The sequence below is a fragment of the Achromobacter ruhlandii genome, assembly GCF_002082135.1.
Taxonomy (GTDB): domain Bacteria; phylum Pseudomonadota; class Gammaproteobacteria; order Burkholderiales; family Burkholderiaceae_B; genus Achromobacter; species Achromobacter ruhlandii.
Genome location: NZ_CP017433.1, coordinates 6,285,259 through 6,310,458 on the forward strand (window position 1 = coordinate 6,285,259; position 25,200 = coordinate 6,310,458).

Genomic DNA, 25,200 nt, shown 5'->3' on the forward strand with positions numbered 1-25,200 from the left:
GTTATTCTCCTTCAGGCGCCGGAGCAGCGTCCGCCTTGCGGGGACCACGGCCACGACCACCCGGACGACCGGTGCGAGCACCGTCCGGACGATCACCACGCGGAGCGCGGCGCGGACGACGTTCTTCTTCACGCGGGGCGGCGGTTTCCGGCGGCAGTTCGCCGTTGGCCAGCATGTCGCCCTTGTAGACCCAGACCTTGATGCCGATCACGCCGTACGTGGTGTGGGCTTCGGAGGTGCCGTAGTCGATGTTGGCCTTGAGGGTGTGCAGCGGCACACGGCCTTCGCGATACCACTCGGTGCGAGCAATTTCGATACCGTTCAGACGGCCCGAGCTCATGATCTTGATGCCTTGGGCACCCAGACGCATGGCGTTCTGCATCGCGCGCTTCATGGCGCGGCGGAACATGATGCGCTTCTCGAGCTGTTGCGAGATCGAGTCGGCGATCAGTTGAGCATCGGTTTCCGGCTTGCGGATTTCTTCGATGTTGACGTGCACGGGCACGCCCATCAGGCGCTGCAGATCAGCCTTCAGGCTTTCGATGTCTTCGCCGCGCTTGCCGATCACCACGCCCGGACGAGCCGAGTAGACGGTGATGCGGGCATTCTTGGCGGGACGCTCGATGATCACGCGACCGACGGAGGCGCTCTTGAGCTTCTTCTTCAGGTACTCGCGGACGCGGATGTCTTCGGCCAGCATGCTGCCGAAGGCCTTGTCGTCGGCGAACCAACGCGAGGACCAATTACGGGTGACCGCGAGACGGAACCCAGTGGGGTGAATTTTCTGACCCATCGTGACTCCTTAAGCTCCGACCTTGACCGTGATGTGGCAGGTCTGCTTCTCGATACGGTTGCCGCGGCCCTTGGCGCGAGCGGAGAAGCGCTTCATCGACTGAGCCTTGTCCACGAAGATCGTGGTGACTTTCAGTTCGTCGATATCGGCGCCGTCGTTGTGCTCGGCGTTGGCGATGGCAGACTCGACAGCCTTCTTCAGGATGGCGGCGGCCTTCTTCGGCGAGAAGGTGAGGATCTCGAGCGCACGGCCGACCTTCTGGCCGCGGATCAGATCCGCAACCAGACGCGTCTTTTGAGCGGAGATGTGAACCCCACGGATAATGGCAGTAGTTTCCATCGCTTACCTCTTCGCCTTCTTGTCCGCGGCGTGACCCTTGAACGTACGGGTCAGCGCGAACTCGCCCAGCTTGTGACCGACCATGTTCTCGTTGATGTAAACGGGAACATGCTGCTTGCCGTTGTGCACAGCGATCGTCAGACCGATGAACTCGGGCAGGATCGTCGAGCGACGCGACCAGGTCTTGATCGGCTTCTTGTCTTTGCCCGCGACGGCCGTGTCCACCTTTTTGATCAGGTGAGCATCGACAAACGGGCCTTTCTTGATCGAACGTGACATAGTGTTCGCCTCTTACTTGCGCTTGCGCCGTTGGACGATCATATTGTTCGTCCGCTTGTTGCGACGGGTCTTGTAACCCTTCGCCGGAGTGCCCCACGGGCTGACCGGTTCGCGTGCTTCACCGGTACGGCCTTCACCGCCACCGTGCGGGTGGTCGACCGGGTTCATGGCCACGCCACGAACCGTCGGGCGGACACCGCGCCAACGCATTGCACCGGCCTTGCCGATTTGGCGCAGGCTGTGTTCTTCGTTACCGACTTCACCGATGGTGGCACGGCATTCGATGTGCACACGGCGAACTTCACCCGAGCGCAGACGCACTTGAGCGTAGGTACCTTCGCGGGCCAGCAGGACGGCGGAAGCGCCGGCCGAACGGACCATCTGGGCACCCTTGCCAGGCAGCATTTCGACGCAGTGAATCGTCGTACCCACCGGGATGTTGCGGATCGGCAGCGTGTTGCCGGCGCGGATCGGGGCTTCGATGCCCGAGATCAGCGTGGCGCCCACTTCCAGGCCGCGCGGAGCGATGATGTAGCGACGCTCGCCGTCGGCGTAGCACAGCAGAGCGATGTGCGCCGTACGGTTCGGGTCGTATTCCAGACGCTCGACCTTCGCGGGGATGCCGTCCTTGTCGCGACGGAAGTCGACGACACGGTAGTGTTGCTTGTGACCGCCGCCACGGTGGCGGATCGTGATGTGACCGTTGTTGTTACGGCCCGAACCACGGGTCTTCTTTTCCAGCAGCGGCGCGTAGGGCTCACCCTTGTGCAGGTTCGGGCTGACAACCTTCACCATGCCACGGCGGCCAGCCGAAGTCGGCTTAACTTTTACGAGGGCCATTTACTTCACCTCCGCAAAGTCGATTTCCTGGCCGTCCTTGAGCGAAACGTAGGCCTTGCGCTCGTCGCGACGACGGCCAACGAATCGGCCAAAGCGCTTGACTTTGCCCTTACGGTTGAGGACCTGCACGGACTCGACCTGCACCTTGAAGAGCAGTTCGACGGCAGCCTTGATTTCCGGCTTGGTAGCGTCAGCCACGACACGGAAAGCGACTTGCTGATTCTTCTCAGCGACGAACGTGGCCTTTTCGGTCACGATCGGAGCCAGAATGACTTGCATCAAGCGTTCAGCGTTCATCCCAGCATCTCCTCGAGTTGAGCGATGGCCGGCTTGGTGATCAGCACTTTCTTGTAGTGGACCAGCGACAACGGATCGGCATAACGGGGCTCGACAACGGCAACGTGCGGCAGGTTGCGGGTGGCGAGGTAAACATTTTCATCGACGTTGTCGGTGATGATCAGGACCGAGTCCAGGCCCAGGCTCTTCAGCTTTGCAGCGGCGGCCTTGGTCTTGGGCGATTCCAGATCGAACGATTCGACGACGGCGATGCGGTCTTCACGAGCCAGCTGCGACAGGATCGAGCGGATCCCGGCGCGGTACATCTTCTTGTTGACCTTCTGGCTGAAGTTCTCTTCCGGCGAGTTCGGGAAAATCCGACCACCGCCACGCCACAGCGGCGACGAGGTCATACCGGCGCGAGCGCGGCCGGTACCCTTCTGGCGCCAGGGCTTCTTGGTCGAGTGCTTGACTTCCGAGCGATCCTTCTGAGCGCGGTTGCCGGCACGGGCGTTGGCTTGGAAAGCCACCACGATCTGGTGAATCAGCGCTTCGTTGAAGTCACGGCCGAAGATCGTGTCGGGCGCGCTGAAAGTCGCGGCCTGACCTTGGTCGTTCAGGAGCTTGAGATCCATTTACTTACGCTCCCTTCTTGGCCGGGGCCTTGATGGCCGGACGCACGACGATATCGGCGCCAGCGTGGCCGGGGACAGCGCCCTTGACCAGCAGCAGGCCGCGCTCCACGTCAACGCGAACGACGTCGAGGTTTTGAACGGTGCGGGTGACATCACCCAGGTGACCCGCCATGCGCTTACCCGGGAAAATGCGGCCCGGATCTTGAGCTTGGCCGATCGAGCCGGGAACGCGGTGCGAACGGGAGTTACCGTGCGAGGCGCGTTGCGAGCCGAAGTTGTGGCGCTTGATGGTACCGGCAAAGCCCTTACCAATGGTGGTGCCCGTGACGTCGACCTGTTGGCCGGCTTCGAACACCGATTCCACGGCGATCACGGAACCGGCCGCAAATTCAGCGGCGCGAGCGGGATCAAGGCGGAATTCTTTGAGGATGCTACCGGCTTCAACGCCGGCCTTGGCGTAGTGGCCCGTTTGTGCTTGCGGCACGCGCGAGGCGCGACGAGCGCCATAAGCCACCTGGATCGCGGCGTAGCCGTCGGTTTCCAGCGACTTAACTTGGGTCACGCGGTTGTTCGACACGTCCAGCACGGTCACCGGGATGGATTCACCTTCCTCGGTAAAAATGCGGGTCATGCCGACCTTGCGACCCACCAGCCCCAGCCGATGAGCGGCGGGCGTGGGTGTCGAATTCGACATCGTTTTCTCCATTCCCGACTGCGATTGGTCGGGGCTAATCAGGCAAAAGGTAACGGCCTTTGCCCTACGACTATGTTCAACCTGGCTTGGGGTTGCCGGCCCGGAAAATCCCGGACTTGCGCGCGCCTCACCATAGTTAGACCTGCCACAAAATGGCAAGCTTGGCATATTAGCACGTTTTTTTCAGGCAGCACAAGCACTTAGCGTAAAAGGACCTATGCCCGCTGCCAGCACGCCAGGGTTGTGGCGCAAAAACAAAATGGCCGCAGTCCCGAGGGATTGCGGCCATTCTTCACGAGCCCACCGGCGAAGGTGGCGGACCCGGGAGCGCCTTATTGCAGCGCGATTTCGACGTCGACGCCGGCCGGCAGGTCCAGACGCATCAGGGCGTCAACGGTCTTGTCGGTGGGGTCAACGATGTCCATCAGGCGCTGATGGGTGCGGATTTCGAACTGGTCACGCGACGTCTTGTTGACGTGCGGCGAACGCAGCACGTCGTAACGACGGATACGCGTGGGCAGCGGCACCGGGCCGCGGACAACGGCGCCCGTGCGCTTGGCGGTGTCGACGATTTCAGCGGCCGATTGATCGATCAGCTTGTAATCGAAAGCCTTCAAGCGGATACGGATCTTTTGGTTTTTCATGGCGTTTCCTAAAGAACGAGAGGCGAGGGCTTTGATAGGCCCTCGCTGGTTGTGTGCTGCTTAAGTGATCCGGATTACTTCAGGATCTTGGCGACGACGCCGGCGCCGACGGTACGACCGCCTTCACGGATGGCGAAACGCAGGCCTTCTTCCATGGCGATCGGGGCCAGCAGCTTGACGGTCATCGTCACGTTGTCGCCCGGCAGAACCATTTCCTTGTCGGCCGGCAGGTCGATCGTGCCCGTCACGTCCGTCGTGCGGAAGTAGAACTGGGGACGGTAGCCGTTGAAGAACGGGGTGTGGCGGCCGCCTTCTTCCTTGGACAGGATGTACACCTCGGAGGTGAAGTCCGTGTGCGGGGTGATCGAGCCCGGCTTGGCCAGAACCTGGCCGCGCTGGACGTCTTCACGCTTGGTGCCGCGCAGCAGGATGCCCACGTTGTCGCCGGCTTGACCTTGGTCCAGCAGCTTGCGGAACATTTCCACGCCGGTGCAGGTCGTCTTGACCGTCGGGGTGATACCGACGATTTCGATTTCTTCGCCGACCTTGATCACGCCGCGCTCGATACGGCCGGTCACCACGGTGCCGCGACCCGAGATCGAGAACACGTCTTCGACCGGCATCAGGAACGCGCCGTCAACGGCACGCTCGGGCGTCGGGATGTACGTGTCCAGGGCTTGGGCCAGCGACAGGATCGCTTGCTCGCCCAGTTCGCCCTTGTCGCCTTCCAGCGCCAGCTTGGCCGAACCCTTCACGATCGGGGTGTCGTCGCCCGGGAAGTCGTACTTGCTCAGCAGTTCGCGAACTTCCATTTCCACCAGCTCGAGCAGCTCGGCGTCGTCAACCATGTCGGCCTTGTTCAGGAAGACGATGATGTACGGCACGCCAACCTGGCGGCTCAGCAGGATGTGTTCACGCGTTTGCGGCATCGGGCCGTCAGCGGCCGACACGACCAGGATCGCGCCGTCCATCTGCGCCGCGCCCGTGATCATGTTCTTGACGTAGTCAGCGTGGCCCGGGCAGTCAACGTGCGCGTAGTGACGCGTTTCCGTTTCGTACTCGACGTGCGCCGTGTTGATCGTGATGCCGCGAGCCTTTTCTTCAGGTGCCGCGTCGATCTGGTCGTAGCCCTTGGCTTCGCCACCGAACTTGGTCGACAGAACGGTCGTGATGGCCGCCGTCAGGGTGGTCTTGCCGTGGTCGACGTGACCGATGGTGCCGACGTTCACGTGCGGCTTGGTGCGTTCAAACTTGCCTTTTGCCATGATCTCTATCCTTTGACTTTCAAGGAAATTTCGATATTTGCCGCGCCGCCTTGTGGGCGGTCGCGGCGAGGGTTATTTACTTGGCCCGAGCGGCGATGACTTCGTCAGCGACGTTCTTGGGGGCCTCGGAGTAATGCTTGAATTCCATCGTGTACGTGGCACGACCTTGCGTCAGCGAACGCAGGTTCGTGGCGTAACCGAACATCTCGGCCAGCGGGACTTCGGCCTTGATGGTCTTGCCACCACCGACCATGTCGTCCATGCCCTGGACCATGCCGCGACGCGAGGACAGATCGCCCATCACGGTACCGGCGTAGTCTTCAGGCGTTTCGACTTCAACGGCCATCATCGGTTCCAGCAGCACGGGGCTAGCCTTGCGCATGCCTTCCTTGAACGCCATCGAGCCGGCCATCTTGAACGCGTTTTCGTTCGAGTCCACATCGTGGTACGAACCGAAGAACAGCGTGACCTTGACGTCCACGACCGGGTAACCGGCCAGGATGCCGGCAGGCAGCGTTTCCTGGATGCCCTTGTCCACCGCGGGGATGAATTCGCGAGGAACCACACCGCCCTTGATGGCGTCGACGAATTCGTAGCCACCGCCCGGCTCGAGCGGCTCGACCTTCAGGACCACGTGACCGTACTGACCACGACCGCCCGACTGCTTGACGAACTTGCCTTCGACTTCTTCGCAGGTCTTGCGGATCGTTTCGCGGTAGGCCACCTGGGGCTTGCCGACGTTCGCTTCCACGCCGAATTCGCGCTTCATGCGGTCGACCAGAATTTCCAGGTGCAGCTCGCCCATGCCGGAAATGATGGTCTGGCCGGATTCTTCGTCGCTGCGCACGCGGAACGACGGATCTTCCTGCGCCAGGCGCGACAGCGCCAGGCCCATCTTTTCCTGGTCAGCCTTCGACTTGGGTTCGACGGCCTGCGAAATCACGGGCTCGGGGAACTCCATGCGCTCCAGCAGGATGTGCGAATCGACGTCGCACAGCGTTTCGCCGGTCGTCACGTCCTTCAGGCCCACCACGGCGGCGATGTCGCCGGCCAGAACTTCCTTGATTTCCTCGCGGTTGTTCGCGTGCATCTGCAGGATGCGGCCGATACGTTCCTTCTTGCCCTTGATGGGGTTGTAGACCGTGTCGCCCGACTTCAGAACGCCCGAGTAGACGCGCACGAAGGTCAGCTGACCCACGAACGGATCGCTCATCAGCTTGAACGCCAGCGCCGAGAACTTCTCGTTGTCGTCAGCCTTGCGGTTGATGGCGTTGCCATCGTCGTCCTGGCCGTCAACCGGGGGAATGTCCACGGGCGAAGGCAGGTAGTCGATGACCGCGTCCAGCATGCGCTGCACGCCCTTGTTCTTGAAGGCGGTGCCGCACAGCATCGGCTGGATTTCGCCAGCGATGGTGCGTTGACGGATGGCCAGGTTGATTTCGGCTTCGTCCAAGGAACCCGTTTCCAGGTACTTGTTCATCAGCTCTTCCGACGATTCGGCGGCGGCTTCAACCAGCTTTTCGCGCCATTCGGCGGCGGCGCCTTCCAGCTCGGCCGGAATGTCCTTGTAGTCGAACTTGGTGCCTTGGCTGGCTTCGTCCCAGATGATCGCCTTCATCTTGACCAGGTCGATCACGCCTTGGAACGTGTCTTCGGCGCCGATGGGGATCACGATGGGCACAGGGTTCGCGCGCAGACGCGTCTTCAGCTGGTCATAGACCTTGAAGAAGTTCGCGCCGGTACGGTCCATCTTGTTGACGAACGCCAGACGCGGCACGCCGTACTTGTTGGCTTGGCGCCACACGGTTTCGGACTGGGGCTGAACACCACCCACCGCGCAGTAGACCATGCAGGCACCGTCCAGGACGCGCATGGAACGTTCCACCTCGATGGTGAAGTCCACGTGCCCCGGGGTGTCGATGATGTTGATGCGGTGCTCGGGGTAGTTGCCGGCCATGCCACGCCAAAACGCCGTCGTAGCAGCCGACGTAATGGTGATGCCACGCTCTTGCTCTTGTTCCATCCAGTCCATGGTGGCGGCGCCATCATGCACTTCGCCAATCTTGTGATTGACGCCGGTGTAGAACAGGATACGTTCGGTCGTGGTGGTTTTCCCTGCATCGATGTGCGCAGAGATGCCAATGTTGCGATAGCGCTCGATCGGGGTTTTGCGGGCCATGGTGGGTTAGTCCTTAAATTACCAGCGGAAATGGCTGAAGGCCTTGTTGGCCTCGGCCATCTTGTGCGTGTCTTCGCGCTTCTTCATCGCGGCGCCACGACCTTCGGAGGCGTCGATCAGTTCGCCAGCAAGACGCAGATCCATCGACTTCTCGCCACGCTTCTTGGCGGCTTCACGGAGCCAACGCATAGCCAGGGCCAGGCGGCGCACGGGGCGCACTTCAACCGGCACTTGGTAGTTGGCACCGCCAACGCGGCGGCTCTTCACTTCGACGATCGGCTTGATGTTGTTGATCGCCAGGCTGAACACCTCGATCGGCTCCTTGCCGGTCTTGGTGGCGACTTGCTCGAGGGCACCGTAGACGATGCGCTCGGCGACGGCCTTCTTGCCGTCCAGCATGACGACGTTCATGAACTTGGCGAGTTCGACGCTGCCGAACTTGGGATCGGGCAGAATCTCGCGCTTGGGTACTTCGCGACGACGGGGCATTGTTGCTTCCTTGTGTCTGTTCAGTTGAACCGTGTTTCATTACACGGCCATGGCCGTCCAATAAGACGACCCCTTACGTGCCGCGCACCTTCCTGTATTGCGGACGGCGCGGTTGCACTTCCCTAATGACGGATGGCCGCCACGCGGGGGTACTGCTGATTCGCGTTGCGAACCCTTAGGCCTTCTTCGGGCGCTTGGCGCCGTACTTCGAGCGGGCTTGCTTGCGATCCTTGACGCCTTGCAGGTCGAGGGAACCGCGCACGATGTGATAACGCACACCGGGCAAGTCCTTCACACGACCGCCACGCACCAGAACCACCGAGTGCTCTTGCAGGTTGTGGCCTTCACCGCCGATGTACGAAATGACTTCGTAACCGTTGGTCAGACGCACTTTGGCAACCTTACGCAGAGCGGAGTTCGGCTTCTTGGGGGTGGTGGTGTACACGCGAGTGCACACGCCGCGGCGTTGCGGGCAGTTTTCGAGCGCGGGGCTCTTGCTTTTGATGATGCTGACTTCGCGCGGCTTGCGCACGAGTTGGCTAATGGTAGGCATGACCTTTGAAATCCCTTTTACGTACCACTGGTAAGTACTTACGTACTCGTCTCCTCAAGCGATGACTCTTGGAGAAGGCGGCTCGCGCAAGACCGCCTCAAACGTTCAAATACGTAAAAGAGCGGGCCTGCCAACAAACCATGACAAACGCACAAACCGGATGCTTCGGAGATGGCAGCGTCGGATGACGGGGGCTCGTGACGCACCCCTTTGGCCTTGGGCCGCCGGATGATTGCGTTCGAAGTTCATTCGAACGTTTCACCGGAAAACGACTGGCCGGACCTGTCTTTCCTGGCGCCTTGATCACACGTGATCGCCATTCCTGGCATCAAACTTTGCGCGCGAATAAAGCAGTAAGCCCTTTAGCATAGCTTAGAACTTGGCGCACTGTCAAAAACTTTTGTGCGCGAAACGCGCGGGCGCGTTGCCGGCAAAAGACGGCCAGATAAGCGCAGGTCGAACGCAGGTCGATAAAAATGGGGCCAAATTACCGACCGACCCAATGATGGCGATCCGGAGGGCCCGGAGTCGACAAGCCCGCCATGGCGCCGGGCGGCGGACGGGAGTCCGCAAGCCAGCCGGCAGTGTAGCCGGTGACGATGGGCGTGGACAGTTTATTGGTCGGCGAACAGGTAGCCGCTGCCGTAGACGGTGCGGATCGGCAACATCACCCCGGCCAGCTCGGCCTTGCGGCGCAGACGGCTGACGATGACGTCGATGCTGCGCGTGCCGCTGGAGCGCGCCCCGCCCCCCTCCACCCGAAGCTCATCTCCCAACTCGTTGCGACCGACTGCCCGGCCCGCCACTTCCAGCAGCGACCGCACGATCAAGCGCTCGTTGGCGGACAGCGAGATCGTGGTGCCGGAGGGCGCCGCCAGGGTCCAGCCCTGGTCGCGCAGTTCCCATTGACCTGGCACGGGCTCCTCGACCGCGGCGGCGTCCTGGCCGGCAGGCAGGCGTCGTGCCAGCGCCAGCAGGATGCAGGCCAGTTCGCGCGGATCGTGCGGCGGCGGCAGGCAGGCGTCCGCGCCGCTCTGCAGACAGCGCAGGCGGGTTTCCAGGGACAGGTTGGTGCCCATCACCACGATGCCCAGGGGCGAGGAGCCATGCAGGCGAGCCACCAGGGCATAGCCGATTTCGCCGAGCGTGCCCACATTGAGCACGACGGCGTCGTAGGTGCCATTGCTGAGCAGGCCAAATAATTCCAGAGAAGTCGAACAGCCGCGGGCCGAAATTCCCGCTTGAAGCAGTGCGGACACAGCGGTGTTACGTGCAGCCTCGTCCGGCGACATCATCAGTACGCGCAATTGATTCATAGGTTCTTTCCATCCCTTCTGCCCCCCCGGTGCCCGGCAGACCGCGCTGGTTCGCGGGAAGGTTGAGGACAGTTTGACCGGTTGTTGTGCAACAACTCCAGTCAAGATTCGTCAAGTTTGCAATGTTTGACAGTTCTTGGCACAACGTAGCCAACGGTGACGCGACGCGAGTTATCATTCCATTACACAATCCTTTCCTCTTCTTGCATTGGGGCGCCACAGGGCGCGCTTGCGCAGCCAACCTTCGCGAGACCACGTCTGATGAAAATCGCGTCGCTGGAAGACGACCTGGACCAGGCGAAACGTATCCAGCAAGTCCTGACTGCCGCCGGATACACCTGCACCAGCTATCAGCAAAGCCGCGACCTGCTTGCCGCTTTGCGCAATGAATCGTTTGACCTGGTGCTGCTGGACTGGCACCTGCCTGATATCGATGGCGACGATGTGGTGCGCTGGTTGCGCGCCAACATCGGCCCGCGCATTCCCGTCATCTTCCTGACCAACCGTTCCAGCGAGGATGACCTGGTCGAGGGCCTGCGCGCCGGCGCCGACGATTACATCGTCAAGCCCCTGCGGCCGCTGGAACTGCTGGCGCGCGTCGCGGCACTGCTGCGCCGCAGCCAGATCGCCGAGCCGGCCGATGAAGCATTCGATGTCGCCAACTACCGCGTCGATCCCGCCGCGCGCACGATCTCGCTCGATGGCGCGGCGGTCGCGCTGGCGCCCAAGGAATTCGAACTTGCGCTGCTGTTTTTCCGCAACCTGGGCCGGCTGATGTCTCGCGACGTGCTGGCCGAATGCGTCTGGAATCGCGAGATTCCCGCCACCTCCCGCACACTCGACACCCATCTGTCGAACATCCGCCAGAAGCTCCAGCTGCGTCCGGAGCATGGCGTGCGCCTGAGCTCGTCCTACGCGCTCGGCTACCGGCTGGAATTGATCAGCGCGTCGGAAGATAGCCCGCCCTCCGCGCCCTAGCCCCTGACGGTCTTACCTGGAGAATTGAAAGTCATGAGCCGCTGCCGCGCGCTTTCTTTGCTTGCCCTGCTTTCCGGCCTGCTGCTCGCAACAACCTCGCATAGCCAACCCGCGGGCGCGCTGGGAGAGAACTTCATCTACCGCGTGCGCCCTGGCGATACGCTGATCGACATCGCTTCGACCTACACGCGCAACCAGGCCAACTGGAACCCGCTGCAGACGCTCAATAACGTGACCACCCCTGAACGCCTGCCGATCGGGCTGGAGCTGCGCATTCCGCTGTCGATGATTCCCGAACGCGCCGCCCAAGCGCGCGTGGTGCATGTCAGCGGCCAGGCCAACCTGGACGGACAGGCGCTCAAGCCGGGCGCCAACGTGGCCGAAGGCAGCAAGGTCGTCACGGCGCCAAACGGCTTCGTGACGCTGGAACTGGCCGACGGTTCCAAGCTCACGCTGCCGGCCGACGGCTCAGTGGAACTGACCCGCCTGCGGCAATTCGAAGGCACCAACCTGACCGATTCGGTCATCCATGTGGAGCGCGGCAGTGTCGAATCCAGCGTCGCCCCCGCGGGCCAGGGCGTGGGCCGCTTCGAGGTGCGGACACCTGTTGCCGTAACCGGCGTGCGCGGCACGCGTTTTCGGGTGCAGAGCGGCAGCCATGGGGTGCACAGCGAAGTGCTGGAAGGCAGCGTAAGGTTGCAACCGCACGCGCCCGGCGCGGCGCCGGCACGGCCGGTGGCGGTGGCCAAGGGCTATGGCGCGGCCGTCGGCGCCGATGGCAATGTCGCCGGGGTGCGGCCGCTGCTGGCGGCGCCGCAACTGGCGGAACCGGTGCGCGCCGGCGGCGGGGTCTGGACCAGCACGTTCGCCCCCGTGCCCGGCGCGCAGGGCTATCTGGTGCGCGTGGCGCGCGATGCCGAGGGAACCCAGCCGGTCTCCTCGACCCGCTTTCCCAGCCCCGACATCCGCTTCAGCGCGCCCGGCGCCGGCACCTTCTATGTATCGGTGCGCGCCATCGACGAGCTGGGCCTGGGGGGCGAGGACGCGATGGCCACGTTCATCGGCGTAAGCCAGCTGATGACCAGCAGCGGGCTGGGCGTCGCCACCGGCAGCGGCGGATTCGTGACGCTGACCGAATACTAGAAAGGCGCCCATGGCAGACGCCGCCGACCCCATCGACCGGACCTCGCGATCAGGCCTGTGGTTGACGGTGGCGCTGGCGCTGCTGGCGGCGCTGCTCGGCTGGGTCAATGGACTCGGACGCGTCGACCAGATCCTGTATGACCGCGCCGTCGCGCTGACCGGACGCGACATCTCGCCCGACATCGTGATCGTCGCGATCGACGATGCCAGCATCGACGCGCTGGGCCGCTGGCCCTGGCGCCGGGCGGTCCACGCGGCACTGCTGGACCGACTGCGAGGCGCCCGCGCGGTCGGCCTGGACCTTATCTTCGCCGAACCCGACACCACCCATCCGGGCGACGACGCCATCCTCGCCGACAGCATCCGGCGCAACGGCCGCACCGTGCTGCCGGTCGTGCTGGATCGTCTGGCCTACCCTTCCTCCATCAGCACGCCCATTCCCCTGCTGGCGCAAGCCGCGGCGGGCAGCGGCTTCATCAATGCCAGCCTGGACGCGGACGGCGTGTTGCGATCGGCGGTGCTGACCACGCGCTACGGGGGCGAGCGCTGGCAGCATTTCGCGTTGAGCATGCTCGACGTAGGCGGACAGAAGCCGCTGGCCGACAGGCTGCTGCGGCGCGCCGCCCCGGACGGCAGCATCCTGATCCCGTACGCGGGACCGGTAGCACATACGCGCGCGGTCTCGTACCTGTCGGTATTGCGTGGCGACGTGCCGGCCGAACAGCTGCGCGGAAAATATGTCCTGGTGGGCGCCTGGGCCACCGGACTGGGCGACGCCTACACCACGCCGGTATCGCACAACGTCAGCGGCATGCCGGGCGTAGAGATCATCGCCAACCTGCTGCAGGCCGCCAATGACGACATCGCCTTCCAGCCCGCCGCCCCCTGGCTCAACGCCCTGTTCTCCGCGCTGCCGGTGCTGTTGGCCTGTCTGGCGCTGTGGCGCCTGTCACCCAACCGGGCGCTGCTCGTCAACATCGCCCTGCTGGCGCTGATTCTGCTCGCCAGCCTGCTGCTGCTTGGCCACAGCTACCGGTGGTTTGCGCCGACTGCCGCGCTGCTGGGCGTGGCGCTGTGCTATCCGCTATGGAGCTGGCGCAGCCAGGAGGCCGCGCTGCGCTACATGGACAACGAGCTACGGCGGCTGCAACGCGAATATCCGCCGGTGCTGAACGAGGCCCGGGCGCAGTCCGGCGGGCCCAGCGCTTCGCTCGAAAGCCGTGTCGGCGAATTGCGGCGCGCGCTGGCGCGCGTGCGCAACCTGCGGCGCTTCCTGGCGGACGGGCTGGACGGGATGCCCGATGCGACGTTGGTGTTCGACCAGGACGGCCGCATGCAATTCCGCAACCAGGCCGCCGTGATGTACTTCCAGCGGCTGGGTATGCGCCCGCCGCGCGTCGGCCACCCAGCCATCCACCTGCTGGAGAAAACCATCGGCGACGAGTCGACGCGGCAACGCGTGGCGCAGGTGCTGAGCGGCCAGGGGCCAGTCGCCGAGCAATCGCCGTGGAGCGCCGACCTGGAGGTGCGCGACCATGCCGGCCGCGACCTGATCCTGAAGTGCGCGCCGATCCACACGGCCGAAGGCAATTTCGCGGGCACCGTCGCCACGTTGACCGATATTTCCGGCATCCGCCAGGCCGAGCGCCAGCGCGAAGAGACGCTGCGCTTCATCTCGCACGACATGCGCGCGCCGCAAAGCTCCATCCTGGCATTGGTCGAAATGAAGCAGGACGGAGATCCCGCGGATAGCCGCGACGATACGCTCACCCGCATCGCCGCGCTGGCCAACCGCACGCTGCATCTGGTCGACGACTTCGTGCACCTGACGCGCGCCGAATCGATGGCCATCAACGCGGTCGACCTGGACCTGGGCGGCTTGCTGCAGGATGGCGTCGACGAGTTCTGGGCGGCCGCGCACAAGCGCGGCATCGTGCTGGAAGTGATCTCGCCGCTGCCGACGGCCTACGTCCGCGGCGACCAGACGCTGCTGATGCGGGCCTTGAGCAACCTGATCGACAACGCCATCAAGTACAGTCCGCCCCACACCCGCATCACCTGTGGCATCGAGGAGGCGGCCGGCTATTGGCGCGTGCACATCCGCGACCAGGGACAAGGCATCGCGCCGCCGGACCTGGCTCGCCTGTTCGAGCCTTTCTCGCGCGTCGGCGTGGCCACGCGCGGCGATGTGGGGGGAGCGGGACTGGGGCTGGCCTTCGTGCGCACCGTGGCCCAACGCCACGGCGGCGAGGTCGAAGTGACGAGCGAAACGGGCGTGGGATCGGTGTTCACACTGTGCCTGCCGATGGCGCCCGAGGAAACCGCGGACTGACGGTCCGCCTTGCCGGCGCCCTATTCGAAGACGTGCGAGATGACGGCCGGCTTGCCGGCTTTCACTTCCAGCGTCGCCCGGTAAGGCGGCAGGTTGGCATTGCGCAGCACCACTTGGTACTTGCCGGGAATCAGCCGCAACTCCTTCACCGGCGGGCTGATGCCGCGGGCAACACCGTTGATCCACACCTCGCCCCACGGCCGGATATCCAGCCGCACCAGGACCGGCACGGGCTTGGGCTTGGGCGCCTCTTCCTGGACCGCGGGCGCGGCTGGCTCCTGGACCGCCGGCGGGATCGGCGCTGGCGCGGACATGCCCGGTTCGGCGGGCGTGACGGGCACCGGCGCAACGGGCGGGACGGCGGCCGAGCCAGGCGTTACGGGCGCCCCCGCTTCCGGAGCGGACGTCGTCGTACCCGGGTTGGCGGATTCGGGCGGGGCCGGTTGCGATGTGGAGGGCGCGGGAGGTTCAGGCGACGGTGCGGGAGCAGCCGGCGCAACGGGCGCGGGCGCGGGCGCGGGCGCAATCGCGGGCGGATTTGGCTGCACCAGCTCCGAACGGGTGATCACGGCATTGCTGCCTCCCAGGCCGTAACGGACCCAGGCATAGATACCCGCGCCGATCAACGCCAACACCAGCAACAACGCCAACAGGGGCCGGCCGCCGCCGCGCGGCTTGCCGGCAACCGCCACCGGGGCGGGAGGCGCGGATATCGCCTCCGCCTGCGACGTTTTCTGGGCCGCGGGGGGCGTCTCGGCGTAGGCGGAGATTTCCAGCATGGCCGCCAGTTCGGCCAACGTCTGCGGCCGGTCGGCCGGCAGCATCGCCAGGCCACGGTCAATCACGCCCAGGAAAGCCGGGCTGTACTTCGTCAGGCCGAGCGAGACCAGGGGTTCGTAACTGTCGGCGGCGCGGCGCTCGGGCGCCGGAGGCGGGCGCAGGCCGGTGACCAGCGCGTGCATCACCGCGCAGAGCGCGTAGACGTCGGTCCAGGGACCGCGCGGCCATTCCGCGGAATCCGTGTAAAGCTCAAATGGAGCGAACCCCGGAACCGGCGTGACTCCCGCCCGGTGCGAACGCGGCACCGCCAGTTCCGGCAACAGATGGGCGCGCGCGCCTTCATCCATGCCCACCGTGTCCAGGGAAATATCGCCGCATATTTCCCCCTGCGCATGCAGGCCCATCAGCGCTGGCAGCAGATCCGCCAACAAGCGCTTGATGCGCGACTCCGGCACGCCCCCGGCCGCGCTGGCGGCGATGGCGCTCAAGGGGCGCAAGGCGAGCGGCGCGGCGCCAGAAAAGGGGCTGCGCGGCGTATGCAGGCCGACGGATGAAGACATATTCAAGAATGCTGCGCGACGGACGCGAAAACGGGTTGGCGGCTGGTAGGCGGAATATTATCCAATCCGTTACGCAAGGACATTGCCGAAAATGTCCGAGCGCATCAGGCTGTGGCACGATAGCGTATCGCCAAATTCCCTCAATTCACTGAAAGCCTATGAAAATTCGCCTTCTCTGCAGTTCGCTCGGATTATCGATGGTATTGGCCGGCTGTGCCGGCCTGCCCGCCAGCGCGCCCGAACACCCGCCCACCCCGGAGGCGCTGGAACAGCTGCAACGGGTGCGCGACCAGTACAGCGCCGGCCAGTACGGCGAAGTGATCCGCGGCGTGGCCCGCTCCGACGAGCTGGCCGCCTCCAGCAAGGCCGTGCGCATCGAGGCCTACAAGCTACAGGCGTTCAGCTACTGCGTCAGCCGCTACACGCAATTGTGCGAGGACAGCTTCAGCCGCATTCTCCAGATCGACCCCAACTTCGAACTGGCGCCCAACGAGGCCGGCCATCCGGTCTGGGGCCCGGTGTTCCAGCGCGCCAAGAGCCAGGCCGCCAAATAGCGCCGCCCCGCCCCGCGCGGGCAAAAAAAGGCCGCTGATTCGCATCAGCGGCCTTTTTGCTTCTGGCCTCCCCCGCCGGACCCGCGCGGGGGGGTGCTCCGGACGTCGCCCTTATTCGGCGGCGTCCTCGCTGCCCAGGTCGGACGACGGGACATCGGCGTCCGAGCCCACCGTGACCGGCGAGTCTTCGAACGGGTTGGCCAGCTGGCGGGCGGCTTCGCGTTCCGCGGCCTCCAGGGCTTCCTTGTCCTTGCGGGCATGGTGGTACGCCAGGCCGGTACCGGCCGGGATCAGGCGGCCGACGATGACGTTTTCCTTCAGGCCACGCAGGTCGTCGCGCTTGCCCATGATGGCGGCTTCGGTCAGGACACGCGTGGTTTCCTGGAACGAGGCGGCCGAGATGAACGAGTCGGTCGACAGCGAGGCCTTGGTGATACCCAGCAGCACGTTTTCGTACGTGGCCGGACGCTTGTCTTCAGCGTTGACGCGGTCGTTCTCGTTCAACAGCTCGGAGCGCTCGACCTGCTCGCCCGGGATGAACTCGGTATCGCCCGCATCGACGATGTTCACACGGCGCAGCATCTGACGAACAATCACTTCGATGTGCTTGTCGTTGATCTTCACGCCCTGCAGACGGTACACGTCCTGCACTTCGTCGACGATGTAGGTCGCCAGCTTCTCGATGCCCTGCAGGCGCAGGATGTCGTGGGGATCGGCCGGGCCGTCCACGATCATTTCGCCCTTGTTCACCACCTGGCCGTCGTGCACCAGCACCTGCTTTTCCTTCGGAATCAGGAACTCGTGGCTGACGCCTTCCAGGTCGGTGATGACCAGGCGCTGCTTGCCCTTGGTGTCCTTGCCGAACGAGACCGTGCCGGTGACGTCGGCGAGCATGCCGGCATCCTTGGGCGAACGGGCTTCGAACAGCTCGGCCACGCGCGGCAGACCGCCGGTAATGTCGCGGGTCTTTTGCGATTCCTGCGGAATACGCGCCAGGACTTCACCCACGGCAACCTGCTGGCCGTCACGCACCGTGATCAGCGCGCCGACCGGGAACGAGATATTCACCGAGTGATCGGTGCCGGCGATCTTGACGTCTTCGCCGTTCTCGTTGACCAGCTTGATCTGCGGACGCATGACGATCTTGCCGCCACGGGTCTTGGGCGTGATGACGACGAGCGTCGACAGGCCGGTGACTTCGTCCACCTGCTTGGCCACGGTCACGCCTTCTTCGATGTTCTCGAAGCGGACGGCGCCACCGTATTCCGACACGATCGGACGGGTCAGCGGATCCCACGTCGCCAGGCGCGCGCCGGCCTTCACGGCCTCGCCATCGCCCACCAGCACGGTCGCGCCGTACGGGATCTTGTGGCGTTCGCGTTCACGACCGTTGTCGTCGAAGATCGCCAGTTCGCCCGAGCGCGAAATCGCGACGCGTTCGCCCTTGGCGTTGGTGACGTAGCGCATGGTGCTGGCAAAGCCGACCACGCCGCTGGACTTGGTTTCCACCGCGCTGGCCAGGGCCGAACGCGACGCCGCGCCACCGATGTGGAACGTACGCATCGTCAGCTGCGTGCCCGGTTCACCGATGGACTGGGCGGCGATGACGCCAACCGCTTCGCCCTGGTTGACCGGCGTGCCGCGGCCGAGGTCACGGCCGTAGCAGTGCGCGCACAGGCCATGGCGCGTTTCGCACGTCAGCGGCGTGCGGACCTTGACTTCGTCCACGCCGATGCGGTCAATCATGTCGACCATGTCTTCGTCCAGCAGGGTGCCGGCGGTGATCGCCGTTTCCTGCGTGTCCGGGTTGACGATGTCGATGGCGGCCACGCGGCCCAGGATGCGGTCGCGCAGCGGCTCGATGACTTCACCGCCTTCCACCAGGGCCTTCATGTTGTAGCCCTGCGAGGTGCCGCAATCGTCCTCGGTGATCACCAGGTCCTGCGTCACGTCGACCAGACGACGGGTCAGGTAACCCGAGTTCGCAGTCTTCAGTGCCGTGTCGGCCAGACCCTTACGCGCGCCGTGAGTCGAGATGAAGTACTGAAGCACGTTCAGGCCTTCACGGAAGTTCGCGGTAATGGGCGTCTCGATGATCGAGCCGTCAGGCTTGGCCATCAGGCCGCGCATGCCGGCCAGCTGGCGGATCTGGGCGGCCGAACCGCGGGCGCCCGAGTCAGCCATCATGTAGATGGAGTTGAACGACTCCTGACGCACTTCCTCGCCGTGACGGTTGATCACGGGTTCGGTGGCCAGTTGCTCCATCATCGCCTTGCCGACCTTGTCGCCGGCCTTGCCCCAGATGTCCACCACGTTGTTGTAGCGTTCCTGGGACGTGACCAGACCCGACGAGTACTGCTTGTCGATTTCCTTCACTTCACGGCTGGCTTCGGCCAGGATGCCTTCCTTGGCCGACGGGATCAGCATGTCGCCCATGGCGATCGAGATACCGCCGCGGGTGGCCAGGCGGAAGCCCGACTGCATCAGCTTGTCGGCGAAGATCACCGTGTCGCGCAGGCCGCAACGGCGGAACGACTGGTTGATCAGGCGCGAGATTTCCTTCTTCTTCAGCGCCTTGTTCAGCACGGTGAAGGGCAGGCCCTTGGGCAGGATCTCGGACAGCAGCGCGCGGCCGACGGTGGTTTCGTGGCGGCGGATCACCGGCTGCCATTCGCCATTCTCGTCACGCTCGTGTTCCTTCAGGCGCACGGTGATGCGGCTTTGCAGCTCCACTTCGCCGTTGTCGTAGGCGCGTTGCACTTCAGCGACGTCGGTGAAGAAAATGCCTTCGCCCTTGCCGTTGATGCGCTCGCGCGTCGTGTAGTACAGACCCAGCACGATGTCCTGGGACGGCACGATCGACGGTTCGCCGTTGGCCGGGAACAGCACGTTGTTCGAAGCCAGCATCAGCGTGCGCGCTTCCAGCTGGGCTTCCAGCGACAGCGGCACGTGGACGGCCATCTGGTCACCGTCGAAGTCGGCGTTGAACGCCGCGCAGACCAGCGGGTGCAGCTGGATGGCCTTGCCTTCGATCAGGACCGGCTCGAACGCCTGGATGCCCAAACGGTGCAGCGTGGGCGCACGGTTCAGCATGACCGGGTGTTCGCGGATGACTTCTTCCAGAATGTCCCAGACCACCGGTTCCTGGCTTTCCACCAGCTTCTTGGCGGCCTTGATGGTCGTGGCCAGGCCCATCATCTCCAGGCGATTGAAGATGAACGGCTTGAACAGTTCCAGGGCCATCAGCTTGGGCAGGCCGCACTGGTGCAGCTTGAGCTGCGGACCCACCACGATGACCGAACGGCCCGAGTAGTCGACGCGCTTGCCCAGCAGGTTCTGACGGAAACGACCGCTCTTGCCCTTGATCATGTCGGCCAGGGACTTGAGCTGGCGCTTGTTGGCGCCGGTCATGGCCTTGCCGCGGCGACCATTGTCCAGCAGCGAGTCGACGGCTTCCTGCAGCATGCGCTTTTCGTTGCGCAGGATGATTTCAGGGGCCTTCAGCTCCAGCAGGCGCTTCAGACGGTTGTTGCGGTTGATGACGCGGCGGTACAGGTCGTTCAGGTCGGAGGTCGCGAAGCGGCCGCCGTCCAGCGGCACCAGCGGACGCAGGTCCGGCGGCAGCACGGGCAGCACTTCCATGACCATCCACTCGGCCTTGATGCCGGACTTCTGGAAGCCTTCCAGCACCTTCAGGCGCTTGGAGATCTTCTTGATCTTGGCTTCCGAGCTGGTGGCCTTCAGTTCGCCGCGCAGCGTTTCCACTTCGCGGTCGATGTCGATGGTGCGCAGCAGCTCGCGCACGGCTTCGGCGCCCATCAGGGCACGGAAGTCGTCGCCGTATTCCTCGGTCTTGGCCAGGAAATCGTCGTCCGACATGATCTGGCCGCGCTTGAGCGGCGTCATGCCGGGTTCGATCACGCACCAGGCTTCGAAGTACAGGACGCGTTCGATGTCGCGCAGGGTCATGTCGAGCACCATGCCCAGACGCGACGGCAGGCTCTTCAGGAACCAGATGTGCGCGACGGGGCTGGCCAGCTCGATGTGGCCCATGCGTTCACGGCGAACCTTGGCAACGGTAACTTCAACGCCGCACTTCTCGCAGATCACGCCACGGTGCTTCAGGCGCTTGTACTTGCCGCACAGGCACTCGTAGTCCTTGATCGGGCCGAAGATCTTGGAGCAGAACAGACCGTCACGCTCGGGCTTGAACGTGCGGTAGTTGATGGTCTCGGGCTTGCGAACTTCGCCGTAGGACCACGAACGGATCTTCTCGGGCGAGGCGATGCCGATCTTGATGGCATCGAATTGCTCGTCTTGCGAGACTTGCTTAAAGAGGTCGAGTAGCGCTTTCATTAGTTACGCTCCAAATCCATGTCCAGGGCCAACGAGCGGATTTCCTTGACCAGCACGTTGAACGATTCCGGCATGCCGGCATCGATGACGTGATCGCCCTTGACGATGTTTTCGTATACCTTGGTGCGGCCGGTGATGTCGTCGGACTTCACCGTCAGCATTTCCTGCAGGGTGTAGGCGGCGCCGTAGGCTTCCAGCGCCCACACTTCCATTTCCCCGAAACGCTGGCCACCGAACTGCGCCTTGCCGCCCAGCGGCTGCTGGGTCACGAGCGAGTACGGACCGGTCGAACGCGCGTGCATCTTGTCGTCGACCAAGTGGTGCAGCTTCAGGTAGTGCATGTAGCCGACGGTGACCGGACGCTCGAACTTCTCGCCAGTGCGGCCGTCGTACAGCCACGCCTGCGTGCGCGAGGGCGTCAGCGCCATGCGCTTGGCGACGTCGTCCGGATAGGCCAGTTCCAGCATCTTGGTGATTTCCTCTTCGGTCGCGCCGTCGAAGACGGGCGTCGCGAACGGCACGCCGTTCTTGAGGTTCTGGGCCATTTCCATGACTTCTTCGTCGGTCAGCTCGTCGATGCGCGCGCCGGTGCCGGTCGTGTTGTAGACCTTGTCCAGGTACGCACGGACGTTCTTGACCTGCGCGGTGCGCTCGTCGCGCAGCATGTCGGCGATGCGGTGACCCACGCCCTTGGCAGCCCAGCCCAAGTGCACTTCCAGCACCTGGCCCACGTTCATCCGCGAGGGCACGCCCAGCGGGTTCAGAACGATGTCGGCCGGCGTGCCGTCAGCCATGTGCGGCATGTCTTCCACCGGGGTGATGCGCGAGACCACGCCCTTGTTGCCGTGACGGCCTGCCATCTTGTCGCCAGGCTGCAGACGACGCTTCACGGCCAGGTAGACCTTGATCATCTTCAGCACGCCCGGGGGCAGCTCGTCGCCCTGCGTCAGCTTCTTGCGCTTCTCTTCGAAGGCCAGGTCGAACTGGTGACGCTTCTGCTCGAGCGATTCCTTGGCCTGCTCCAGCACCACGGCGTGGGGCTCGTCGGCCAGGCGGATGTCGAACCACTGCCAGCGATCCAGGTCGGCCAGGTAGGCCTTGGTGATCGTCGCGCCCTTGGCCAGCTTGCGCGGGCCGCCGTTGACGGTCTTGCCGACCAGCATCTTCTCGATACGGTCGAACTGGTCGTTTTCAACGATGCGCAGCTGGTCATTCAGGTCCTGGCGATAGCGGCGCAGTTCATCGTCGATGATGGACTGGGCGCGCTTGTCGCGCACGATGCCTTCGCGGGTGAACACCTGCACGTCGATGACGGTGCCGGTCATGCCCGAAGGCACGCGCAGCGAGGTGTCCTTAACGTCGGACGCCTTTTCACCGAAGATGGCGCGCAGCAGCTTTTCTTCCGGCGTCAGCTGGGTCTCGCCCTTGGGCGTGACCTTGCCGACCAGCACGTCGTCGGCGCTGACTTCGGCGCCGATGTAGGTGATGCCGGAATCGTCCAGGCGGTTCAGTTGCGTCTCGGCCAGGTTGCTGATGTCGCGCGTGATTTCTTCCGGACCCAGCTTGGTGTCACGGGCCACGACCGTCAGTTCCTCGATGTGCACCGAGGTGTAGCGGTCATCGGCCACGACCTTTTCGGAGATCAGGATCGAGTCTTCGAAGTTGTAGCCGTTCCAGGGCATGAACGCGATCAGCATGTTCTGGCCCAGGGCGAGTTCGCCCAGGTCCGTCGATGCGCCGTCGGCCAGCACGTCACCCTTGGCGACACGGTCGCCGCGCTTGACGATGGGACGCTGGTTGATGTTCGTGTTCTGGTTGGAACGCGTGTACTTGATCAGGTTGTAGATGTCGACACCGACTTCGCCGGCGACGTTTTCTTCGTCGTTCACGCGAATAACCACGCGCTCGGCGTCGACGTGGTCGACCAGGCCGCCACGCAGCGCCTGCACGGTGGTGCCCGAGTCAACGGCCACGGTGCGCTCGATACCCGTGCCCACGACCGGCTTTTCCGGACGCAGGCAAGGCACGGCCTGACGTTGCATGTTGGCACCCATCAGCGCGCGGTTCGCGTCGTCGTGCTCCAGGAACGGAATCAGCGAGGCGGCGACCGACACGATCTGCGACGGGGCCACGTCCATGTAGTGCACGTTGGCCGGGGCGGTCAGCATGGTTTCGCCGGCTTCACGGCAAGCCACCAGGTCGTCCACGAACTTGCCTTCGTCATCGAGCGCGGCGTTGGCCTGCGCGATCACGTAGTGGCTTTCTTCGATGGCCGACAGGTAGTCGATCTGGTCGCTGACGCGGCCGTCGACGATCTTGCGGTAAGGCGTTTCCAGGAAGCCGTACTCGTTCAGGCGAGCGTACAGCGCCATGGAGTTGATCAGGCCGATGTTCGGGCCTTCCGGCGTTTCGATCGGGCAGACGCGGCCGTAGTGGGTCGGATGCACGTCACGGACTTCGAAGCCGGCGCGCTCGCGGGTCAGGCCGCCCGGGCCCAGTGCCGAAACACGACGCTTGTGCGTGATTTCCGACAGCGGGTTGGTCTGGTCCATGAACTGCGACAGCTGGCTCGAACCGAAGAACTCCTTGATGGCGGCCGAGATCGGCTTGGAGTTGATCAGGTCGTGCGGCATCAGGTTTTCGGTCTCGGCCTGGCCCAGGCGTTCCTTGACGGCGCGTTCGACGCGCACGAGGCCGGCGCGGAACTGGTTCTCGGCCAGTTCGCCGACGCAACGCACGCGGCGGTTGCCCAGGTGATCGATGTCGTCGATCTGGCCACGGCCGTTACGCAGCTCGACCAGCACCTTGATGGTTTCAAGGATGTCTTCGTTGGTCAGCGTCATCGGACCGGTGATGTCTTCACCACGGCCCAGACGGCTGTTGACCTTCATGCGGCCGACGCGCGACAGATCGTACGTTTCTTCGCTGTAGAACAGGCGCTGGAACAGCGCTTCCACCGCTTCCTCGGTGGGCGGTTCGCCAGGACGCATCATGCGGTAGATGGCAACGCGCGCGGCCATCTGGTCGGCGGTTTCATCGGTGCGCAGCGTCTGCGAGATGTACGGGCCGCGATCCAGGTCGTTCGTGTAGAGCGTCTGGATGTCGTGCACGTTGGCGGCGCGCAGGGCGCCCAGCACGCTTTCGGTGATCTCGTCGTTGGCGTTGGCGATGACTTCGCCGGTATCGGCGTCAACGATGTTCTTGGCCAGCACGCGGCCGTACAGGAAGTCTTCCGGCACGGAGATGCGCTGGATGCCGCCGGCAGCCAGGTCGCGCAGATGCTTGGCGTTGATACGCTTGTCTTTTTCGACGATGACCTTGCCGGAGCGGTCCGCGATGTCGAAGCGGGCCATTTCGCCCTTCCAGCGCTCGGGCACGAATTCCATCATGGCGCCTTCGCTCTTCAACTCGAAGTTGTCGAAGTCGAAGAAGTTGGCCAGGATCGATTCCGGCGTCATGCCGATGGCCTTGCACAGGATCGTGACAGGCATCTTGCGGCGACGGTCGACGCGGAAGAACAGGATGTCCTTGGGGTCGAATTCGAAGTCCAGCCACGAGCCGCGGTAGGGAATCACGCGGGCCGAGAACAGCAGCTTGCCCGAGCTGTGCGTCTTGCCGCGGTCGTGTTCGAAGAACACGCCGGGCGAGCGGTGCAGCTGCGAGACGATGACACGCTCGGTGCCGTTGATGACGAACGAACCGGTGCCCGTCATGAGCGGAATTTCGCCCATGTAGACTTCCTGTTCCTTCACTTCCTTGACGGTGGGCTTGCTGACTTCGCGGTCAAGCAGCACCAGGCGGACCTTGGCTCGCAGGGGCGAGGCATAGGTCAGGCCACGTTGCTGACATTCCTTGACATCGAACACCGGTTCGCCTAGCACATAGCTCACGAACTCCAAGCGCGCCATACCGTTGTGACTAACGATCGGGAAAATCGACGAAAACGCCGCCTGCAAACCGTCGGCTACGCGATCGGACGGGGCGGTATCCGCCTGCAGGAAAGTTAGGTAGGATTGAAGCTGAGTCGCCAAAAGGAAGGGAACGTTTTGAACGTCTTCACGCTTGGCGAAGCTTTTGCGGATGCGCTTTTTTTCGGTGTACGAGTAAGGCATGAGCACTCCGACTCGAGGTTGCATGGGCCGTCAACCACGGCCCCAGGTGATACGACTCCAGGAAACCCCTCTGGAAAGGGCAT

At 63.9% G+C, this 25,200-nt stretch carries 20 protein-coding genes; 4 read left to right on the top strand and 16 right to left on the bottom strand.

What is annotated here, in order from left to right; all coding sequences use genetic code 11:
- Position 1: 1 nt before the first annotated feature.
- The 13 genes from rpsC to AruCF_RS28615 form a co-directional block, all read right to left on the bottom strand.
- A complete protein-coding gene (gene rpsC, locus AruCF_RS28555; RefSeq protein WP_006389609.1) occupies positions 2-793 on the bottom strand; it encodes a 30S ribosomal protein S3 in 792 nt (263 codons plus the stop codon).
- A 9-nt stretch (positions 794-802) separates the two neighbouring features.
- Positions 803-1,132 (bottom strand): 50S ribosomal protein L22, encoded by a 330-nt coding sequence (gene rplV / locus AruCF_RS28560; protein WP_006389608.1) that lies wholly within the window; start codon positions 1,130-1,132, stop codon positions 803-805.
- Positions 1,133-1,135: 3 nt separating this feature from the next.
- Positions 1,136-1,411 (bottom strand): 30S ribosomal protein S19, encoded by a 276-nt coding sequence (gene rpsS, locus AruCF_RS28565; protein WP_006216555.1) that lies wholly within the window; start codon positions 1,409-1,411, stop codon positions 1,136-1,138.
- Between the two features lie 12 nt (positions 1,412-1,423).
- Positions 1,424-2,251 (bottom strand): 50S ribosomal protein L2, encoded by an 828-nt coding sequence (gene rplB / locus AruCF_RS28570; RefSeq protein ID WP_006389607.1) that lies wholly within the window; start codon positions 2,249-2,251, stop codon positions 1,424-1,426.
- Positions 2,252-2,548 (bottom strand): 50S ribosomal protein L23, encoded by a 297-nt coding sequence (gene rplW / locus AruCF_RS28575; RefSeq protein ID WP_006389606.1) that lies wholly within the window; start codon positions 2,546-2,548, stop codon positions 2,252-2,254.
- On the bottom strand, positions 2,545-3,162 hold the full coding sequence (rplD, locus tag AruCF_RS28580) for a 50S ribosomal protein L4 (RefSeq protein ID WP_006389605.1): 618 nt from the start codon (positions 3,160-3,162) through the stop codon (positions 2,545-2,547). The genes rplW and rplD overlap by 4 nt, the downstream gene beginning before the upstream one ends.
- A gap of 4 nt (positions 3,163-3,166) precedes the next feature.
- Positions 3,167-3,856 carry a 50S ribosomal protein L3 gene (gene rplC / locus AruCF_RS28585; protein ID WP_006392074.1) on the bottom strand — a complete coding sequence of 230 codons (690 nt, stop codon included), beginning with the start codon at positions 3,854-3,856 and terminating at the stop codon, positions 3,167-3,169.
- 332 nt (positions 3,857-4,188) lie between these two features.
- A complete protein-coding gene (rpsJ, locus tag AruCF_RS28590) occupies positions 4,189-4,500 on the bottom strand; it encodes a 30S ribosomal protein S10 (protein ID WP_003806903.1) in 312 nt (103 codons plus the stop codon).
- A gap of 74 nt (positions 4,501-4,574) precedes the next feature.
- A complete protein-coding gene (gene tuf / locus AruCF_RS28595) occupies positions 4,575-5,765 on the bottom strand; it encodes an elongation factor Tu (protein ID WP_020925806.1) in 1,191 nt (396 codons plus the stop codon).
- Between the two features lie 76 nt (positions 5,766-5,841).
- Positions 5,842-7,944 carry an elongation factor G gene (gene fusA / locus AruCF_RS28600; protein ID WP_049077256.1) on the bottom strand — a complete coding sequence of 701 codons (2,103 nt, stop codon included), beginning with the start codon at positions 7,942-7,944 and terminating at the stop codon, positions 5,842-5,844.
- Positions 7,945-7,962: 18 nt separating this feature from the next.
- Complete coding sequence (gene rpsG, locus AruCF_RS28605; protein ID WP_006389600.1) at positions 7,963-8,433, bottom strand: 30S ribosomal protein S7; 471 nt, start codon at positions 8,431-8,433, stop codon at positions 7,963-7,965.
- A 175-nt stretch (positions 8,434-8,608) separates the two neighbouring features.
- A complete protein-coding gene (gene rpsL / locus AruCF_RS28610) occupies positions 8,609-8,986 on the bottom strand; it encodes a 30S ribosomal protein S12 (protein WP_005017264.1) in 378 nt (125 codons plus the stop codon).
- 614 nt (positions 8,987-9,600) lie between these two features.
- The gene (locus tag AruCF_RS28615) at positions 9,601-10,302 is read right to left on the bottom strand and encodes a response regulator transcription factor (RefSeq protein WP_049077257.1); all 702 of its coding nucleotides are present in this window, start codon (positions 10,300-10,302) and stop codon (positions 9,601-9,603) included.
- A 261-nt stretch (positions 10,303-10,563) separates the two neighbouring features.
- Here AruCF_RS28615 and AruCF_RS28620 point away from each other — a divergent pair, with 261 nt between their 5' ends.
- Genes AruCF_RS28620 through AruCF_RS28630 form a run of 3 tightly spaced genes read left to right on the top strand, consistent with a single transcriptional unit; the run spans position 10,564 to position 14,755 of the window.
- Positions 10,564-11,280, top strand: coding sequence for a response regulator transcription factor (locus AruCF_RS28620; protein ID WP_049077259.1), 717 nt, complete (start codon positions 10,564-10,566; stop codon positions 11,278-11,280).
- A 33-nt stretch (positions 11,281-11,313) separates the two neighbouring features.
- Positions 11,314-12,423, top strand: a complete 1,110-nt coding sequence (locus AruCF_RS28625) for a FecR domain-containing protein (RefSeq protein WP_049077260.1) — start codon at positions 11,314-11,316, stop codon at positions 12,421-12,423.
- Positions 12,424-12,433: 10 nt separating this feature from the next.
- Positions 12,434-14,755 (top strand): CHASE2 domain-containing protein, encoded by a 2,322-nt coding sequence (locus AruCF_RS28630; protein WP_049077261.1) that lies wholly within the window; start codon positions 12,434-12,436, stop codon positions 14,753-14,755.
- A 20-nt stretch (positions 14,756-14,775) separates the two neighbouring features.
- Here AruCF_RS28630 and AruCF_RS28635 read toward each other — a convergent pair whose 3' ends face one another.
- Positions 14,776-16,095, bottom strand: coding sequence for a serine/threonine-protein kinase (locus tag AruCF_RS28635; RefSeq protein WP_049077262.1), 1,320 nt, complete (start codon positions 16,093-16,095; stop codon positions 14,776-14,778).
- Positions 16,096-16,253: 158 nt separating this feature from the next.
- Here AruCF_RS28635 and AruCF_RS28640 point away from each other — a divergent pair, with 158 nt between their 5' ends.
- Positions 16,254-16,649: a TssQ family T6SS-associated lipoprotein gene (locus tag AruCF_RS28640; RefSeq protein WP_049077266.1), complete on the top strand. Its 396-nt coding sequence runs from the start codon at positions 16,254-16,256 to the stop codon at positions 16,647-16,649.
- Positions 16,650-16,760: 111 nt separating this feature from the next.
- On the opposite strand, the gene rpoC is transcribed toward AruCF_RS28640, so the two are convergent.
- Positions 16,761-21,005: a DNA-directed RNA polymerase subunit beta' gene (gene rpoC, locus AruCF_RS28645; protein WP_049077268.1), complete on the bottom strand. Its 4,245-nt coding sequence runs from the start codon at positions 21,003-21,005 to the stop codon at positions 16,761-16,763.
- Positions 21,005-25,117, bottom strand: a complete 4,113-nt coding sequence (gene rpoB / locus AruCF_RS28650; protein ID WP_020925808.1) for a DNA-directed RNA polymerase subunit beta — start codon at positions 25,115-25,117, stop codon at positions 21,005-21,007. Before rpoB ends, rpoC begins: the two co-directional genes overlap by 1 nt.
- Positions 25,118-25,200: the final 83 nt, after the last annotated feature.